At 73.1% G+C, this 17,939-nt stretch carries 17 protein-coding genes; 14 read left to right on the forward strand and 3 right to left on the reverse strand.

Annotation, left to right across the window (positions count from 1 at the left end; translation table 11 throughout):
* The first annotated feature begins 6 nt into the window (after positions 1-6).
* From JO379_RS08325 to JO379_RS08355, 7 genes are all read left to right on the forward strand, one after another.
* A complete protein-coding gene (locus tag JO379_RS08325) occupies positions 7-1,731 on the forward strand; it encodes a cobyric acid synthase (protein WP_209518590.1) in 1,725 nt (574 codons plus the stop codon).
* Positions 1,731-3,851: a putative cobaltochelatase gene (locus JO379_RS08330; protein ID WP_130877166.1), complete on the forward strand. Its 2,121-nt coding sequence runs from the start codon at positions 1,731-1,733 to the stop codon at positions 3,849-3,851. Before JO379_RS08325 ends, JO379_RS08330 begins: the two co-directional genes overlap by 1 nt.
* On the forward strand, positions 3,851-4,459 hold the full coding sequence (gene cobO, locus JO379_RS08335; RefSeq protein WP_130877167.1) for a cob(I)yrinic acid a,c-diamide adenosyltransferase: 609 nt from the start codon (positions 3,851-3,853) through the stop codon (positions 4,457-4,459). The genes JO379_RS08330 and cobO overlap by 1 nt, the downstream gene beginning before the upstream one ends.
* On the forward strand, positions 4,453-5,826 hold the full coding sequence (locus JO379_RS08340) for a cobyrinic acid a,c-diamide synthase CobB (protein WP_209514472.1): 1,374 nt from the start codon (positions 4,453-4,455) through the stop codon (positions 5,824-5,826). The genes cobO and JO379_RS08340 overlap by 7 nt, the downstream gene beginning before the upstream one ends.
* 35 nt (positions 5,827-5,861) lie before the next feature.
* Positions 5,862-6,281 (forward strand): cobalamin biosynthesis protein, encoded by a 420-nt coding sequence (locus JO379_RS08345; protein WP_209519039.1) that lies wholly within the window; start codon positions 5,862-5,864, stop codon positions 6,279-6,281.
* A 120-nt stretch (positions 6,282-6,401) separates the two neighbouring features.
* Positions 6,402-7,454, forward strand: a complete 1,053-nt coding sequence (gene cobC / locus JO379_RS08350) for an Rv2231c family histidinol phosphate aminotransferase CobC (RefSeq protein ID WP_207303872.1) — start codon at positions 6,402-6,404, stop codon at positions 7,452-7,454.
* A gap of 207 nt (positions 7,455-7,661) precedes the next feature.
* Positions 7,662-8,000 (forward strand): thioredoxin family protein, encoded by a 339-nt coding sequence (locus JO379_RS08355; protein ID WP_130877171.1) that lies wholly within the window; start codon positions 7,662-7,664, stop codon positions 7,998-8,000.
* A 33-nt stretch (positions 8,001-8,033) separates the two neighbouring features.
* Here the strand turns inward: JO379_RS08355 and JO379_RS08360 are convergent, their stop codons facing one another.
* Together JO379_RS08360 and JO379_RS08365 are read right to left on the reverse strand one after the other, a co-directional pair.
* Positions 8,034-8,987: an SCO1860 family LAETG-anchored protein gene (locus JO379_RS08360; protein ID WP_165451530.1), complete on the reverse strand. Its 954-nt coding sequence runs from the start codon at positions 8,985-8,987 to the stop codon at positions 8,034-8,036.
* Positions 8,988-9,331: 344 nt separating this feature from the next.
* Positions 9,332-10,432 carry an amidohydrolase family protein gene (locus JO379_RS08365; RefSeq protein WP_209514473.1) on the reverse strand — a complete coding sequence of 367 codons (1,101 nt, stop codon included), beginning with the start codon at positions 10,430-10,432 and terminating at the stop codon, positions 9,332-9,334.
* Positions 10,433-10,882: 450 nt separating this feature from the next.
* Between JO379_RS08365 and ectA the strand changes: the two genes are divergently transcribed.
* The 4 genes from ectA to thpD are packed head-to-tail and all read left to right on the forward strand — an operon-like array spanning position 10,883 to position 14,111.
* On the forward strand, positions 10,883-11,455 hold the full coding sequence (ectA, locus tag JO379_RS08370; protein ID WP_209514475.1) for a diaminobutyrate acetyltransferase: 573 nt from the start codon (positions 10,883-10,885) through the stop codon (positions 11,453-11,455).
* 42 nt (positions 11,456-11,497) lie between these two features.
* Positions 11,498-12,766 carry a diaminobutyrate--2-oxoglutarate transaminase gene (ectB, locus tag JO379_RS08375; RefSeq protein WP_130877174.1) on the forward strand — a complete coding sequence of 423 codons (1,269 nt, stop codon included), beginning with the start codon at positions 11,498-11,500 and terminating at the stop codon, positions 12,764-12,766.
* A gap of 56 nt (positions 12,767-12,822) precedes the next feature.
* Positions 12,823-13,221 (forward strand): ectoine synthase, encoded by a 399-nt coding sequence (locus JO379_RS08380; protein WP_130877175.1) that lies wholly within the window; start codon positions 12,823-12,825, stop codon positions 13,219-13,221.
* Positions 13,222-13,223: 2 nt separating this feature from the next.
* A complete protein-coding gene (gene thpD / locus JO379_RS08385; protein WP_130877176.1) occupies positions 13,224-14,111 on the forward strand; it encodes an ectoine hydroxylase in 888 nt (295 codons plus the stop codon).
* Positions 14,112-14,197: 86 nt separating this feature from the next.
* Here the strand turns inward: thpD and JO379_RS08390 are convergent, their stop codons facing one another.
* Complete coding sequence (locus JO379_RS08390) at positions 14,198-15,283, reverse strand: aminotransferase class V-fold PLP-dependent enzyme (protein WP_209514476.1); 1,086 nt, start codon at positions 15,281-15,283, stop codon at positions 14,198-14,200.
* Positions 15,284-15,417: 134 nt separating this feature from the next.
* On the opposite strand from JO379_RS08390, the gene JO379_RS08395 reads away from it, so the two are divergent.
* From JO379_RS08395 to JO379_RS08405, 3 genes are all read left to right on the forward strand, one after another.
* On the forward strand, positions 15,418-15,957 hold the full coding sequence (locus tag JO379_RS08395; RefSeq protein ID WP_209514479.1) for a hypothetical protein: 540 nt from the start codon (positions 15,418-15,420) through the stop codon (positions 15,955-15,957).
* Positions 15,958-16,041: 84 nt separating this feature from the next.
* Positions 16,042-16,680, forward strand: a complete 639-nt coding sequence (locus JO379_RS08400; RefSeq protein ID WP_130877178.1) for an HAD family hydrolase — start codon at positions 16,042-16,044, stop codon at positions 16,678-16,680.
* Between the two features lie 53 nt (positions 16,681-16,733).
* Positions 16,734-17,936 carry a helix-turn-helix domain-containing protein gene (locus JO379_RS08405; protein ID WP_130877179.1) on the forward strand — a complete coding sequence of 401 codons (1,203 nt, stop codon included), beginning with the start codon at positions 16,734-16,736 and terminating at the stop codon, positions 17,934-17,936.
* Positions 17,937-17,939: the final 3 nt, after the last annotated feature.

Raw genomic sequence — 17,939 nt, forward strand, 5'->3', positions numbered from 1 at the left:
GGCCCGCTGGGCGGGGGCCTGCTGGTGGCCGGGACCACCTCGGACGCGGGCAAGAGCGTGGTCACGGCCGGGATCTGCCGGTGGCTGGTCCGCAAGGGCGTCAAGGTCGCGCCCTTCAAGGCGCAGAACATGTCGCTGAACTCGTTCGTGACGCGCGAGGGCGCCGAGATCGGCCGGGCGCAGGCCATGCAGGCCGCCGCCGCCCGCGTCGAGCCCAGCGCCCTGATGAACCCCGTGCTCCTCAAGCCCGGCAGTGACCGCAGCAGCCAGGTGGTGCTGCTGGGCAAGCCGGTGGGCGAACTCAGCGCGCGCGGGTACTTCGGGGGGCCCGGGGCGCCTGAGGGGTCGTCGGGTGCTTCCCTGTACGGCGGGCGGCGGGAGGCGCTGCTCGGGACGGTGACGGAGTGTCTGGAGGAGCTGCGGCGTACGCACGACGCGGTGATCTGTGAGGGCGCCGGCAGTCCCGCCGAGATCAATCTGCGCCGCACGGACATCGTCAACATGGGCATCGCCCGGGCGGCCCGGCTGCCGGTCGTCGTGGTCGGCGACATCGACCGGGGCGGGGTCTTCGCGTCCTTCTTCGGTACGACGGCGCTGCTGTCCCGCGAGGACCAGGCGCACATCGCGGGGTACATGGTCAACAAGTTCCGGGGCGATGTGACGCTCCTGGAGCCGGGCCTTGAGATGCTGCGGGACCTCACCGGCCGGCCGACCGTGGGCGTGCTGCCGTTCGCGCACGGCCTCGGCATCGACGAGGAAGACGGTCTGCGGGTCTCGATGCGCGGCGCGGTGCGCGAGTCGGTGGTGGCCCCGCCGCACGGCGCGGACGTGCTGCGCGTCGCGGTGTGCGCGGTGCCGCTGATGTCGAACTTCACGGACGTCGACGCGCTGGCCGCGGAGCCGGGCGTGATCGTGCGCTTCGTGGACCGCCCGGAAGAGCTGGCCGACGCGGACCTGGTCATCGTGCCGGGCACCCGGGGGACGGTGAAGGCCCTGGCCTGGCTGCGGGAGCGCGGGCTCGCGGACGCGCTGAAGCGGCGCGCCGCCGAGGGGCGGCCGGTGCTGGGCATCTGCGGCGGCTACCAGCTGCTGGGCGAGCGCATCGAGGACGACGTGGAGTCCCGGGCCGGCACGGTCGAGGGCCTCGGGCTGCTGCCGGTGCGGGTGCGGTTCGCCCGGGAGAAGACGCTGGAGCGCCCGGTCGGCGAGGCGCTCGGCGAGCGCGTGGAGGGCTACGAGATCCACCACGGCGTCGCGGAGGTGACCGGCGGGGACGAAGCGTTCGTCTCCGACGGCCATGGCCGCGGCCTGGACGGCTGCCGGGTGGGTTCGGTCTGGGGTACGCACTGGCACGGTTCGCTGGAGAGCGACGGCTTCCGCCGGGCGTTCCTGCGGCGCGTGGCGGACGCGGCGGGCCGGTCCTTCGTCCCGGCGCCGGACACCAGTTTCGCGGCCCTGCGCGAGGAACAGCTGGACCGGCTCGGTGATCTGATCGAGCGGCACGCGGACACGGACGCGCTGCTGCGGCTGATCGAGCAGGGGGTGCCGGCCGGGCTGCCGTTCGTCCCGCCCGGTGCGCCCGCGCACCCCGCCGACGCCCCCGCGGACGGGAAGCCGGCCGTCCCCGCACAACCCTCGGACGGCGCGGCGGACACCACGCCGGAGACCGCCGCCGCCGAGGCGCCCGACCAGAGTCGTTCCTTTGAAGCCCTTGAAGGGGGTACCCGCTGATGGCCTCGGCCACCTACCCGTTCACCGCGGTCGTCGGAATGGACGACATGCGGTTGGGTCTGCTGCTCAACGCGATCTCGCCGTCGATCGGCGGTGTGCTCGTCCGGGGCGAGAAGGGGACCGCCAAGAGCACGATGGTGCGCGGCATCGCGGCGCTGATGCCCGCCGTCGACGTCGTCACCGGCTGCCGCTTCTCCTGCGACCCCGCCCTGCCCGATCCCGCCTGCCCCGACGGCCCGCACGCCGACGGCGACCGCGCGGCCGGTGGCGCGCGCGCCGCCAGGATGGTCGAACTGCCGGTCGGTGCCTCCGAGGACCGGCTCGTGGGCGCGCTCGACATCGAACGGGCCCTGTCGGAGGGCGTGAAGGCCTTCGAGCCGGGCCTGCTGGCCGACGCGCACCGCGGCGTGCTGTACGTCGACGAGGTCAATCTCCTCCACGACCACCTGGTCGACCTGCTGTTGGACGCCGCCGCCATGGGCTCCTCCTACGTCGAGCGCGAGGGTGTCTCCGTCCGTCACGCGGCCCGTTTCCTGCTCGTCGGGACGATGAACCCCGAGGAGGGCGAGCTGCGGCCGCAGTTGCTGGACCGCTTCGGGCTGACCGTCGAGGTCGCGGCCTCGCGGGAGACCGACGAGCGGGTCGAGGTCGTGCGCCGCAGGCTCGCCTACGACGAGGACCCGGCGGCGTTCGCCGCCAAGTGGGCCGCCGAGGAGGACGCGCTGCGCGAGCGGATCGCCGCCGCCCGCGCGCTGCTGCCGGGCGTGCGGCTGGGTGACGGCGCGCTGCGCCGGATCGCCGCGGTGTGCGCCGGGTTCGAGGTCGACGGCATGCGCGCGGACATCGTGACCGCGCGGACGGCGACGGCGCTCGCCGCCTGGGCGGGGCGCACGGACGTGACCGCCGAGGACGTCCGGCAGGCAGCGCTGCTGGCGCTGCCGCACCGGCGCCGGCGCAATCCCTTCGACGCGCCGGGGCTGGACGAGGACCGGCTGGACGAGATCCTCCGGCAGTTCGAGGAGGACGAGCCGGAGCCCGAGCCGGAGGACCCGGACGGCGGCCCCGACGACGGCCCGGACGGCGGTCCCGGCGGCGGTGAGAGTCCCGAGGACGGGCAGCAGGGCACACCGGACGTCCCGGAACAGCGGGAGGAGCCCACGCGGGACGACTCCCCCGGCGAGCCGTCGGCCGCCCCCGAGGGCACTCCGAGCACCCAGCCGGACCCGGCAGCCGGTCACAGCGACCAGAACGACCGGACCGGTCGGGCCGAGGGCGGCGAGAGTGCCGTCGTGGGGGCCGCCGAGCCGTTCCGGACGCGCAAGCTCGACGTGCCCGGGCTCGGCGAGGGCGCCGACGGGCGCCGCTCCCGGGCGCGCACCGCGCACGGCCGGACCACGGGGGCGCGCCGCCCGCGGGGCGCCCTGTCCAAGCTGCACCTGGCGGCGACCGTGCAGGCCGCGGCCCCGCATCAGCGGGCGCGCGGCCGTTCGGGGCCGGGCCTGGTGGTGCGCCGGGACGATCTGCGGGAGGCGGTGCGCGAGGGCCGCGAGGGCAATCTCGTGCTGTTCGTCGTGGACGCCTCCGGTTCGATGGCGGCCCGTAAGCGGATGGGCGCGGTCAAGGGCGCGGTGCTGTCGCTGCTGCTCGACGCGTACCAGCGCCGCGACAAGATCGGCATGATCACCTTCCGGGGGTCGGGCGCGGCGGTGGCGCTGCCGCCGACGTCGTCGGTGGAGGCGGGCGCGGCGCGGCTGGAGAAGCTGCCGACCGGTGGCCGCACCCCGCTGGCGGCCGGGCTGCTCCAGGCGCACGAGGTGCTGCGGCTGGAGCGGCTGCGGGACCCGTCGCGGCGGCCGCTGCTGGTCGTGGTGACCGACGGGCGGGCCACGGGCGGCCCCGAGCCGCTGGTCCGGGCGACGCGGGCGGCACGGATGCTGGCGGGCGAGGGCACGGCGTCGGTGGTCGTCGACTGCGAGTCGGGGCCGGTGCGGCTCGGGCTGGCGGGCGAGCTGGGCCGCGAGCTGCGCGGACCGGTCGTGACCCTCGACGAGCTGCGCGCGGACAGCGTCTCCGCGCTGGTCAGGACCGTAACGAACACGAACTCCAGGAGGGCCGCGTAATGCCACAGGGACAGCCGAGTGTCGTACCCGACGACGGGCTCACCACACGTCAGCGCCGCAACCGGCCGTTGGTCTTCGTCCACACCGGCATCGGCAAGGGCAAGTCGACGGCCGCGTTCGGGCTGGCGCTGCGGGCGTGGAACCAGGGCTGGCCCGTCGGGGTGTTCCAGTTCGTGAAGTCGGCGAAGTGGAAGGTCGGCGAGGAGAACGCGCTGCGGGTGCTCGGCGCCTCGGGCGAGGGCGGGAGCGTCGACTGGCACAAGATGGGCGAGGGCTGGTCGTGGATCCAGCGCGACGCCAAGGAGGGCGAGCTCAGCAACGAGGACAAGGCCCGCGAGGGCTGGGAGCAGGTCAAGCGGGACCTGGCGGCGGAGAAGTACAAGCTGTACGTGCTGGACGAGTTCGCGTACCCGATGCACTGGGGGTGGATCGACACGGACGAGGTGATCTCGGTGCTGCGCGACCGCCCCGGCACGCAGCACGTCGTGATCACGGGTCGCAACGCCCCGCAGGCGCTGGTGGACTTCGCGGATCTGGTGACCGACATGTCGAAGGTCAAGCACCCGATGGACGCCGGTCAGAAGGGCCAGCGGGGCATCGAGTGGTGAGTACGCGCATCCCCCGTCTGGTCATCGCCGCCCCGGCCTCCGGCAGCGGGAAGACGACCGTCGCCACCGGGCTGATGCGGGCCTTCGCGGACGCCGGGCTGGCGGTGTCCCCGCACAAGGTCGGCCCGGACTACATCGACCCCGGCTATCACACGCTCGCGACGGGCCGCCCGGGCCGCAATCTGGACGCCTATATGTGCGGTCCCCGGCAGGTGGAGCCGCTGTTCCTGCACGGGGCGGCGGGCTGCGATCTCGCGGTGGTCGAGGGCGTGATGGGCCTGTTCGACGGTGCCAGCGGCCAGGGCGAGCTGGCGTCGACGGCCCATGTGGCGAAGCTGCTGCGGGCGCCGGTGGTGCTGGTCGTCGACGCGTCGTCGCAGTCGCGTTCGGTGGCGGCGCTGGTGCACGGCTTCGCGTCCTGGGACCCGGAGGTGCGGGTCGCGGGCGTGATCCTCAACAAGGTCGGCTCGGACCGCCACGAGCGGTTGTTGCGGGAGGCGCTGGACGAGTCCGGCGTCCCGGTGCTGGGCGCGCTGCGGCGCGCCCCGGCCGTGCACACGCCGAGCCGCCACCTGGGCCTGGTGCCGGTCGCCGAGCGCAGCACCGAGGCCCTCGACGCGGTGGCCGCCCAGGCGGACCGGGTCCGCGAGGGCTGCGACCTGGAAGCCCTGTTGGCGCTGGCGCGCAGCGCGCCCGCGCTGACGGCGCAGGCCTGGGACCCGACGGCGTCGTGCCCGCCCGACGGCGGGCAGCCGAGCGGCCCGCGCCCCGTCGTCGCCGTGGCGGGCGGGGCCGCGTTCACCTTCTCGTACGCGGAACACACGGAGCTGCTCACCGCCGCGGGCGCGGACGTCGTGACCTTCGACCCGCTCCGGGACGAGAAGCTGCCCCCCGGCACCGCCGGCCTCGTCATCGGCGGCGGCTTCCCCGAGATGTACGCCCCGGAGCTGTCCGCGAACGAGCCGCTGCGCAAGGCCGTGGCCGACCTGGCGGCGAGCGGGGCGCCGGTGGCCGCCGAGTGCGCGGGACTGCTGTATCTCTCCCGGTCCCTCGACGGGAAGCCGATGTGCGGGGTGCTGCCGGCCGAGGCGCGGATGTCGGAGCGCCTGACCCTCGGTTATCGCGAGGCCGTGGCGATCGCGGACAATCCGCTGGCCGCTGCGGGGACGCGGGTGCGCGGTCACGAGTTCCACCGCACGGTGATCGAGCCGGGTGCGGGCGACACGCCCGCGTGGGGGTTCACCGCCCCGGAGCGCCGCGTCGAGGGCTTCGCGTCGGGCGGGGTCCACGCGTCGTATCTGCATGTGCACTGGGCGGGCGCGCCCGGTACGGCGGAGCGGTTCGTGGCAGGCCTGCCACGCCCGTGACGCCGGCTCGGGAGGGCCGCGCCGGGCGCTTGTCCGTGGGGGTGGGGGCACGCCGTGGTGCGGGTGCCGAGGAGGTGCTGTCGCTGATCGTGCGCACGCTGGCGGAGGCGGAGCGGGTCCCGGGAGAGGTCGTCGCGCTGGCGACGGCGGACGCGAAGGCCGGCGAGCCGGGGCTGGTGGCGGCGGCGGAGCGGCTGGGGGTGCCGCTGCTGGCGTACGGGGCGGGGGAGTTGGCCGCTGTGCCGGTGCCCCGGCCGTCGGCGGCCGTGCTCGCCGCCGTGGGGACGCCGGCGGTGGCCGAGGCCGCCGCGCTGCTGGCCGCCGGACCGGGCGGGGTGCTGGTCGTGGGCAAGCGGAAGTCGGCGCGGGTCACGTGCGCGGTCGCGGGCCCGGGGCCTCTGCCGTCGCCCTCGCCGTCCTCCCCGTCGTCCTCGCTGTTGGACGGACCCGGTTGACGGGCCTTCGGCCGTCGTCAGTAACGTTGGACGGTCCTGCCCGTACCAGCCAGTACCGGCCGGAGCCCCTCGCGTCTCCCCCGTACCGATCCGCACCAGGCGAAAAGGTGGCCCAAGGCCATGCACACATCCACGGAACCCGATCTGCGTCATCACGGTGACGCCGAAGTGCGGGGCGGCGGGGCGGAACTGACGGACCTGGCGGTCAACGTCCGTTCCGGCACTCCCCCGGTGTGGCTGCGGGAGCGTCTGGTCGCGTCGCTGGACGGGCTCGCCGCGTACCCGGACGGGCGGGCGGCGCGGCGCGCGGTGGCCGCGCGGCACGGGCTGCCGGAGGAGCGGGTGCTGCTGACGGCGGGTGCGGCGGAGGCGTTCGTGCTGCTCGCCCGGGCGCTCGACGTGCGCCGGCCGGTGGTCGTGCACCCGCAGTTCACCGAGCCGGAGGCCGCGCTGCGCGACGCCGGGCACACGGTGGAACGGGTGCTGCTGGACCCGGAGAACGGTTTCCGGCTGGATCCGCGGGCGGTGCCGGGGGACGCGGACCTGGTGGTGGTCGGCAATCCCACCAACCCCACGTCCGTGCTGCACCCGGCGCAGTCCCTGGCCCAGCTCGCCCGCCCGGGGCGGACGCTGGTGGTGGACGAGGCGTTCATGGACGCGGTGCCGGGCGAGGAGGAGTCCCTGGCGTCCCGTACGGACCTGCCGGGGCTGATCGTGCTGCGCAGCCTCACCAAGACCTGGGGCCTGGCGGGGCTGCGCATCGGCTACGTGCTGGCCTCGCCCGGCACCATAGCCCGGCTGGAGCGGGCGCAGCCGCTGTGGCCGGTGTCCACGCCGGCACTGGCGGCCGCGGAGGTGTGCAGCGCTGCCCCGGCACTCGCCGAGGCCACCAGCGCGGCGCACCGGATCGCCACCGACCGGGCCTATCTGGAAGGGCGGCTGGCGAAGTTCACGGAGGTGTCCGTGTGCGGTCCGGCGGCCGGGCCGTTCCTGCTGCTCCGGCTGCCGGACGCGGCGGCGGTCCGGTCCCGGCTGCGGGGGCTGGGCTTCGCGGTCAGACGGGGCGACACCTTCCCCGGGCTGGGCCCGGACTATCTGCGCCTGGCCGTCCGGGACCGGGCGACCACGGACCGCTTCACGGAGGCCCTGGCGACGGCGCTGGCCGACCGCTAGGGCCTGCCCGGCGGATCTACGCGGGCTCCGGACGCCCGGCACGCCCGCTCGTTGTCGAAAGTCGCCCGAGTACGCCCGGTACGAGGGCGATCCTCCGCCGTGCGAGCGCCCGCCCCAGCCGAGCGGGGACCGCCTTCCCTGATCGGCTCCGCGTGCCGCAGGCATGATGGTGCCCCAGATACGCCGATCACGAGGTCAGGAGCTCCGATGCCGAGGCGCGTTCATCAGCCACTGGAGGACCAGGAGGTCGACTTCGTCCTCCGGGCGGTCGACGGCCCGGTCCTCGCCTACTTCTCCGGGACGTGGCCGAAGGCGATCGAGGCATGCCGGGCCATGGACCTCGTCGTGGGTCTGATCGCCGAGGAGCACGCGGACGCCCTGACGGCCGTCAAGATCGACATCACCCGCTGTCCGGAGGCGACCAAGCGGTACGGCGTCACCGGGGCCCCGTCCGTCGTCCTCCTCAAGGAAGGCGAGGTGGCGGCGCGCGGCGCGGGACCGATGACCCACGCCGAGCTCCGGGACTTGCTGACCGCCCACCTCTGACCGGCCCGCCCGCCCTTCCCTGGCCGGGGCGGCTCAGCCCTCCCTGCGGGCCGCGCGGCGGCGGGTGGCGATCAGCGTGCCGCCGCCCGCGACGACGAGGAGCCCTGCCGCGCCCGCGACGTACGGCGTGGCGGAGCTGCCGCCGGTCTCGGCGAGGTTGTGCCCGACGGGCTTGGCGTCGGCTCCCGTCTGTGTCCTGGTGTCCGTGCCGCCGTGGTCCGGGGTGGCGGCGGGCCCGCTCGGCGTCGACCGGTCCACGGGGCCCTTGGGCGTACGGCAGCCGGCCCGGGCGAGGGTCACCTGTCCCTCGACCTCGGCGACGTTCAGCTTCAGCGGGTTGATGGAGACCCTCAGGCCGAGTGCCGTCGCGGCGGCCGTACGGGAGGTGGTCACCGTCCTGGACAGATCGAGCCGGACCTCCCCGACGCCGGGCACCGTGACCTTCGTCGTACCGGCCGTGCTCACCGTGACCTTCTTGCCGAGGACCGTGACGGAGCCGAGCAGATTCGACGTGGCGACCGGCTTCTTCCCCGTCTCGCACACGGCCTTCGAGGTGACCTGCTGGACCTCGACGAGGGAGAGCAGCGGCAGCCCCGGCACGTGCACCCGGGCACGGAGGAGGTTGGCGTAGCCCTGGGCCGCGCGCCCGTCGGCGGTGGCGCGGGCGGTGGCGGCCTCGGCGCGCAGGAGGTTGACGGGTCTGCCCTGCTCGACACCGGCCAGGGTGACGCCGAGCGCGGTCTTCGAGGCGTTGCCGGGCGCGCGGACCTCGTTGAGCGAGGCGGTGAGCGGCACGTGGACGGTCTTGTCGAGCAGGGCGACGTCGAGCGCGGTGCGCAGCACGGCTGCGTCGGCCGTGCCGTCGCCGGTGATGGTGCGGGTGAGAGCGGTGTGGTCGCCGACGGCACCGGTGGCGTACGCGGGGGCCGCGGCCAGGGCGGTGACGGTGATGGTCGCGGCTACGGCGGTGAGCCTGCGTACGGGCATGCCGAAGGTGGAACTGGTGGTGCTGGACACGTGTGTGGAACCCCCACGGGAGAATGGAGCCGTCGGCGCGCCAATGGGGGACATCGCGCGCCGACGGCCTCGACTCCGTCATGGTTGTCGCACCGAAGGGTGAACGGACAGTCACCGGACGCCAGTTCAACCGAACGAGTGCGTTTCGCTTTCGCGTTCGGTTCTGGGCGACCTGCGGGGTGTCCTGCCGACGGCGGGCCGTCTTGCCGCCTGCGGCGGCGGGCGCCCTGCGGGCGCGTCCTCAATCGCCGGACGGGCTTGAATAAGCCCGTCCGGCGATTGAGGCCACCGCCGCGCAGCGGAGCTGCACAGGCCTACCGGACCACGCGCCCCCGCAGAATCACCCGGCTCGGCGTCCCCAGGACACGGACGTCCGCGCGCGGGTCCGCGCCGTAGACGACGAGATCCGCCGACGCGCCTTCCGTCAGCCCCGGCCTGCCCAGCCATTCCCGGGCACCCCAGGAGGCCGCCGAGAGCGCGGCGGACGCCGGGATGCCCGCCTTGACCAGCTCGCCGACCTCCTGCCCCACCAGACCGTGGGCGAGCGAACCGCCTGCGTCCGTACCGACGTAGACCTCGATGCCCGCGTCGTAGGCCGCCCGGACCGTCTCGTAGCGGCGCGCGTGCAGCCGGCGCATGTGGTCGGCCCAGCGCGGGAATTTGCGCTCGCCGCCCTCGGCGAGGCGCGGGAAGGTCGCGATGTTGACCAAGGTCGGCACGATCGCGACGCCGCGCTCGGCGAAGAGCGGGATCGTCTCCTCCGTCAGCCCGGTCGCGTGCTCGATGCAGTCGATGCCCGCCTCCACCAGCGGGGCGAGCGACTCCTCGGCGAAGCAGTGCGCGGTGACCCGCGCACCCAGCCGGTGCGCCTCGGCGATGGCGGCCTCGACCTCGCCGCGCGGCCAGCACGACGACAGATCGCCCGTCTCGCGGTCGATCCAGTCGCCGACGAGCTTGACCCAGCCGTCGCCGCGCCGCGCCTCGCGCGCCACGTAGGCGACGAGGTCCGCGGGCTCGATCTCATGGGCGTAGTTGCGGATGTAGCGGCGCGTACGGGCGATGTGGCGGCCCGCGCGGATGATGCGCGGCAGGTCCTCGCGGTCGTCGATCCAGCGGGTGTCGGACGGGGAGCCCGCGTCGCGCAGCAGCAGCGCGCCCGCGTCCCGGTCGGTCAACGCCTGTTTCTCGCTGGTCGATTCGTCGACCGGGCCGTGGGCGTCGAGTCCCACGTGGCAGTGCGCGTCCACGAGGCCGGGCAGCGCCCAGCCCTCCACCGTGGTGACGTCGCGCGCCCCCGCCGGCCGGTCGAAGGTGATCCTCCCGCCGACCACCCACAGCTCGTCGCGCACCCCGCTGTCCGGGTCCGCTCCGACCAGCACCCGCCCCTTGATGTGCAGCACATCGCCGTCGCTCATGGAGGGCACTGTACGAGCCGGGGGCCGCGCGGTACGAGCCCGGCCCCACCCCGGCGCGAAAGGGCCCCGCGGGCCGGCCGGCGCCCGTGCGCCGACGCCGCGCCGCACTTCGCCCCCGGCGGCCGCCATCATGCTTTCCGAATTCTCGGGCACTTTTCCCGAATTCCCTTTGCGACACCTTCCCGCCATTCTCATGCCCGCTTTCCACGACCCTAAACGCAGGGATTTTATTGCTTCCCCAACGTGAATGGGAGAGCACCCCGACATGCCCCGAGCCGTTGTGACAGACCCCACAATCTGCCCGCCTTATCCGGATACTACCGACCAAATCACCCCACTGTCGGGGTGCATCGCGCGCGCCTGCGCCCCGCGCGATAACACGGGGACCCCCTTTCGGGTAACCCCGTCCGCCGATGCATTTTTCGATTTACCTGGGTAAATTCGATCCCCATGACCGCCGCACATGCAGCCGCACAAACAGACCTCGTACGTGGCCCCGGCGAATTCCGGGAAATGCCGGAGGGCCTGGTTCTCGACGCACCGCGCGTCGAGGACGGAGCAGCGATCTGGCGCATCGCCCGCGACTCCGAGGCCCTGGACCTCAACTCCTCGTACAGCTATCTGCTGTGGTGCCGCGACTTCGCCGCCACCTCCGTCGTGGCGCGCGACGGGGACGGGGAGCCGGTCGGCTTCATCACCGGCTATCTGCGCCCCGACCGCCCGCACACCCTCGTGGTCTGGCAGGTGGCGGTGGACCGGCCGCACCGGGGCCGGGGGCTGGCCGCCGCGCTGCTGGACGGCCTCGTCGCACGCGTCTCGGCACAACGGGACGTGCGTGCCGTCGAGACCACGATCACGCCCGGCAACACCGCCTCGAACCGGCTGTTCGGTTCGTTCGCCGAGCGCCACCGCACGGGTGTCGAGCGCGAGGTCCTCTTCGACGACCGCCTCTTCCCGGGCAGCGGGCACGAGCCCGAGGTGCTGCACCGCATCGGCCCGCTCGCCGGCCCGCTCGCGGCCTGACAGCCCCGCCCGCACATCCCCTCACACCGCTTGGAGTACGCCGTGACCATCACCCCGCCCGCACTCAGTGTCTTCGAGACCCTGGAGTCGGAGGTCCGCAGCTATTGCCGCAGTTGGCCCGCGGTCTTCGACCGCGCCCAGGGCAGTTACCTCTTCGACGAGGACGGCCACCGGTACCTGGACTTCTTCGCCGGCGCCGGGGCACTGAACTACGGGCACAACAACCCCGTCCTGAAACGGGCGTTGATCGACTACCTGGAACGGGACGGCATCACGCACGGCCTCGACATGGGCACGACGGCGAAACGTGCCTTCCTGGAGTCCTTCCAGGACAACATCCTGCGCCCGCGTGACCTGCCGTACAAGGTGATGTTCCCCGGGCCGACGGGCACCAACGCCGTGGAGGCGGCGCTGAAGCTGGCGCGGAAGGTCAAGGGGCGCGAGGCGATCGTGTCCTTCACCAACGCCTTCCACGGCATGTCCCTCGGTTCACTGGCGGTGACCGGCAACGCCTTCAAGCGGGCGGGGGCGGGCATCCCGCTGGTGCACGGCACGCCGATGCCGTTCGACAACTACCTCGACGGCCAGGTCCCGGACTTCCTGTGGTTCGAGCGCCTGCTGGAGGACCAGGGGTCGGGCCTGAACACCCCCGCCGCCGTGATCGTCGAGACGGTGCAGGGCGAGGGCGGCATCAATGTGGCCCGCGCGGAATGGCTGCGCGCCCTGGCCGACCTGTGCAAGCGGCGCGACATGCTGTTGATCGTCGACGACATCCAGATGGGCTGCGGCCGCACCGGTGCCTTCTTCTCCTTCGAGGAGGCGGGCATCACCCCGGACATCGTGACCCTGTCGAAGTCCATCGGCGGCTACGGGCTGCCGATGTCGCTCACCCTCTTCCGCCCGGAGCTGGACGTGTGGGAGCCGGGCGAGCACAACGGCACCTTCCGCGGCAACAACCCCGCCTTCGTCACCGCCGCCGCGGCCCTGGACACCTACTGGGCCGACGGGCAGCTGGAGAAGCAGACCCTCGTCCGAGGCGAGCAGATCGAGCAGGCGCTGATCGCGATCCGCGCCGAAAACCCCGGCCTGGAGACCAGCCACCGCGGCCGCGGTCTGGTCTGGGGCCTGGAGTTCGGCGACCCGGACCGCGCCTCGGCCGTCGCGGCCCGCGCCTTCGAACTCGGGCTGCTCATCGAGACGTCCGGCCCCCGCAATGAGGTCGTCAAGCTCCTCCCCGCCCTGACCGTCTCGCCCGACGAGCTGGACGAGGGGCTGCGCGTCCTCGCCCGGGCGGTCCGCGAGACGGCCTGACGCCCCTTCCCCGTACCTGAGAGACCCGACGTACCCGAGAGAAAGGCACCACCACCGTGATCGTCCGATCCTTCAAGGACATCGAGGGCACCGACCGGCACGTCAAGGCCGCGTCCGGCACCTGGGAGAGCAAGCGCATCGTCCTCGCCAAGGAGCGGGTGGGCTTCTCCCTGCACGAGACCACGCTCTACGCGGGCACCGAGACGTCGATGTGGTACGCCAACCACATCGAGGCGGTGCTCTGTGTGGAGGGCGAGGCCGAACTCACCAACGACGAGACGGGTGAGAAGCACTGGATCACGCCGGGCACGATGTATCTGCTCGACGGCCACGAGCGGCACACCATGCGCCCGAAGACCGACTTCCGCTGCGTGTGCGTCTTCAACCCGCCGGTCACCGGGCGGGAGGACCACGACGAGAACGGCGTCTACCCGCTGCTGACGGAGGAGGGCTGACCATGGCCACGGTCATCGACCGGTACCCCACCCGCGGCACCCACGAGGTGTCGGTCCCGCGCCTCGACCCGGTGGTGTGGTCCGCGCCCGGCACCCCCGGCCCGTTCGAGCCCGCCGAGCTGCGCGACTACGACCGCGACGGCTTCCTGACGGTGGACGGGCTCGTCGACCCGGACGAGGTGGCGGTCCTGCGCACCGAGCTCGACCGGCTGATCGCCGACCCGGCGGTACGGGCCGACGAGCGGGCCGTCGTCGAACCGAAGTCGCAGGAGATCCGGTCGGTCTTCGAGGTCCACCGGATCAGTGAGGTCTTCGCGAATCTGGTGCGCGACCCCCGGGTGGTGGGCAGAGCCCGCCAGATCCTCGGCTCGGACGTCTACGTCCACCAGTCGCGGATCAACGTCAAGCCCGGCTTCGGTGCCTCCGGTTTCTACTGGCACTCGGACTTCGAGACCTGGCACGCCGAGGACGGGCTGCCGGGCATGCGGACGGTGTCGGTGTCGATCGCGCTCACCGAGAACCACGACACCAACGGCGGGCTGATGATCATGCCCGGTTCGCACCGGACGTTCCTCGGCTGCGCGGGCGAGACGCCCGAGGACAACTACAAGCGGTCGCTGCGGATGCAGGAGGCGGGCACGCCGTCCGACGAGGCCCTGACGGACCTCGCCGCGCAGCACGGCATCAAGCTGTTCACGGGCCCGGCCGGCACGGCGACGTGGTTCGACTGCAACTGCATGCACGGGTCCGGCGACAACATCACGCCCTTCCCGCGCAGCAACGTCTTCATCGTCTTCAACAGCGTGGAGAACGTGGCGGGCCCGCCCTTCGCGGCGCCGGCGCCCCGGCCCGCTTTCATCGGGGCGCGGGACTTCACGCCGGTGCGCTGAGCGGACGTCATCGGTACGGCCGGTATCGCCGGACCGACGGGTACGGCCCGTGCGCGGTGGGCGCACGGGCCGTACCCGTCGCGCGCTCAGCGGCGGGCGAGCGCCTCCAGCAGCCGGTCGACGTCCGCGGAGGTGTTGTAGAGGTGGAACGCCGCGCGGAGGTTCCCGGCCCGGTCGCTGACCGGCATGCCCTCGTCGGTGAGCCGCTCGGCGGCGTGTCCGAGCCCGGGGACGGCGACGATCGCGGAGCCGTCGGCGGGCACGGCCCGGCGGCCGAGCGCGTCGAGCCCGGCGCGGAAGCGGTCGGCGAGGGCGCGGCTGTGTCCGTGGATCCGCTCGACGCCGAACTCCTCGATGAGCGCGAGGCTGTCACGGGCGGCGACATAGGAGAAGAGGCTGGGACTCTCGTCGAACCGCCGCGCGGACTCGGCCAGCCGCTCCACCGGCCCGTAACAGCTGTTCCAGGGCTCCTCCCCCGCGACCCACCCGGCGAAGACGGGCGTGAGCCCGCCGAGGTCCTCGGGCACGGCGAGGAAGGCGACGCCGCGCGGGCACAGCAGCCACTTGAAGCCGACCCCGACGGTGAAGTCGTGCGCGCCCGCGTCGTACGGCAGCCAGCCGAGTGCCTGGCTGACGTCGATCAGCGTACGGGCGCCGTGCGCCCGGGCGGCCGCGCCGATCCCGTCGAGGTCGGCGATCCGCCCGTCCGCCGACTGGACCGCGCTGACGGCGACGAGCGCCGTATCGGGCCGGACCTCCGTGGCGAGCTTCTCCAGCGGCGCGGTGCGCAGGTGAAGGTCGCGGCGGACGTGGAAGGGGTTGACGAGCGAAGCGAAGTCGCCTTCGGCGACGAGCACTTCGGCTCCGGCCGGCAGGGACTGGGCGATCAATCCGCAATAGACGGCGGCCGACCCGCCGGCCGCGACCTGCCGGGCGGGCACCCCGACGAGCCGGGCGAAGGACCCCCGGGCGTCCTCCACCGCCGCGAACCCCTCCCCCACGACGGGCCGCCCGATGGCGGCGGCCTCGACGGCCGAGGTCATGGCGGTGACGGCGCGGGCGGGGACGAGACCGGTGGACGCGGTGTTGAGATAGGTCGTCTCGGGTGAGAAGTGGGCACGTGCCAAGCTCTCCATCCACCCACTATGCGGGGTGCCGTTCTGCCCGTCCATGGGCAGTACGCGGGGTTTGGCCACCGGTGCCCTCGCCGGGAACGGGGGCAGTGCCCCTGGCCGGGGTACTTGTGCGGTTCGCGGGGGATCACCATCTGTCTGTCCACGACAGGCGACGGCAGGTGGAAACAGTCATGACCTCAGCAGCACCACAGAACCCCACGCCGGGCGGCGGCTCGCCCCAGCCAGATCACACGGCGAGGAGCGCCGTCACGGACTGGATGTCCAGAGCGGCCCGCTCTCCGTCGGCCGCCCTGGCCACCTGGCGTCTGGGTGAACTGGTGCCTCTGCACACGGGCCGCGTATGGGACCTCGTCGAGGTGGACTTCGAGCTGGCCCGCAGCGCCATGAGGGAACTGGCGGAGTTCTCCATGCATGTCGGGCCTCATCTCGTCAGTGGAATGGAGCGGGCCACGTGGATCCTGCTCCCCATCGGCACCGCGTACCGGCTGGCCGGCGTCAAGGGGGTCTTGGTGCACGCCGCCGGATGGCCGCTCCTCGCCCCGCCTCCAGGCCGATACGTGGGTGACCGGACATGGGTCCTGCCTGGCAGCGACGGCGACGAGAGAGGTGGGGAGCCATGGAAACGCCTCACCGACGCCGACCCGCTACGCGAAGCGGTGCACCACGTGCACGGGCGGCTCCGGCGAGCAGGGGCGACACGGCGCTGGTGACCGGTGTACGACCATTCCCCGGCGGACCGTCGGCCGGGCGCGACCGCCTGTCCGCCATACGGGGGAGTCCGTAGGCTCATCCGCATGATCGAGGCAGTGGCATTCGACGTCGGTGAAACCCTCATCAAGGATGATCGTGGCTGGAATTCCTGGGCCGACTGGCTCGGTGTCCCACGCCATACGCTCTCCGCACTGGTCGGGGCCGTCGTCGCCCAGGGACGCGACAACGCCGACGCGATCCGCCTCGCTCGCCCCGGCATCAGCATCGACGCCGAGCACCGGGCCCGCGAAGCGGCGGGCCACGGTGAACGGCTCGACGACAGTGACCTCTATCCCGATGTGAGGCCCGCCCTCTCGGCCCTCCGGGAGGCGGGCCTGCGTGTCGTCGTCGCCGGAAACCAGAGCGTACGCGCCGGTGAACTGCTGCGTTCCCTCGGTCTACCGGCCGACGTGATTGCCACCTCTGCGGAGTGGGGCGTGGCGAAGCCCGATCCGGAATTCTTCGCCCGCGTCATCACCCTCACGAACACCGCGCCCGAGCGGACTCTGTATGTCGGCGACCATCCCCAGAACGACATCGCACCCGCCTCTTCCGCCGGACTTCGCACCGCGCACCTGCGGCGCGGCCCGTACGGACATTTCTGGGCCGATGGCCCCGAAGCCGCCGCCGCGGACTGGCGTATCGATTCCTTGGCCGAACTGCCCGCTCTTCTGACACCGTAGGACCCGGCGACGGCAGGGCGGGGCGGCCGCTCGAATCCCCGAACGGAGCCCGTATGACCACAGCTTCGCACCGAGGGGTGGGCCGGCGTATCGCCTACTACCGGCGCGTCGCCCACCTCACCCAACGGCAGCTCGCCGACGCGGCCCTCCTCGCACTCGGTACTGTCCGCAAGCTGGAGCGCGACGAACGCGGTGCGAGCGACAGCGTCCTCGAAGCCCTCGCCGACGCCCTCGGAATCGACCCCGCCAAGCTTCTGCCGCCCGGTGAGCACTCGAACGATCGTGTGCACCGGGCCATGCCCCGGCTGTCGGCCGTCATCGCCACTTATGACATGCCCGACGACGGCCCCGTGCGTCCCCTGAGCGAACTGCGGGCCGCCGTCGACGAAGCGATGGACTGGCGGCTCCGTGCCCAGTACGTGCGGATCGCCCGACAGATCCCGTGCCTGCTCGCCGAGCTCTCCCGCGCGCTGCTGACCGAGTCGGGCAGCGGGCGGCGGGAAGCCGCGGGTCTGCTCGTCGGCGCCTATCGCACCGCCGACGCGGTCGCCTACAAATACGGTGCCCGTGACCTGTCCGCCCGGCTGATCGACCTGATGCGCTGGGCGGCACAGCAGGCCGAAGACTCCCTTCTGGAGGCCACCGTGGCGTACGTGCGTACCGAGACGTACTTTGCGGCCCGGGCCCACACCCAGGGCCTCCGTGCGCTGGAGACCGCCATCGACGCGTCCCCCGCCCCGAGCAATGCCGAGTCCATCGCCGCCCGGGGCGCGCTGCACATGCGGGCTGCGGTCATCGCGGGCCGGACCGGGAACGTGAGCGCGGCCGAAGACCACCTCACCACGGCCCGCGCCCTCGGCGACCGGGTTCCGGAAGCCGTCTACCAGGGAACCGCGTTCGGCCCCACGTCCGTACGCGTTCACGAGGTGAGCGTGGCCGTCGGTCTCGGGAACGACCACGCACGCCGAGCCCTCGACGTGGCCCGCGAGTGGGCGCCTCCGAGTAACCTGCCCGAGGAGCGCCGCTCGGGGTTCTACATCGAGCTGGCGCGGGCCCAGCTGTGGGCCGGACGCCCCGATGATGCCTTCGCATCTCTCAAAACCGCTCGCCGGATCGCGCCCCAGCACACCCGGGAGCACGCATGGGTGCGTGAAGACGCGGCCACGCTGCGCCGGTTGAAGCGCGGCGACGCCGAATCGCTCACCCGATTCGCCGAATGGTGTCAAGCCGGACCATGCGCGCACCGTTCCGGTTAGCGT

This window comes from Streptomyces syringium (genome assembly GCF_017876625.1).
GTDB classification, from domain to species: domain Bacteria; phylum Actinomycetota; class Actinomycetes; order Streptomycetales; family Streptomycetaceae; genus Streptomyces; species Streptomyces syringius.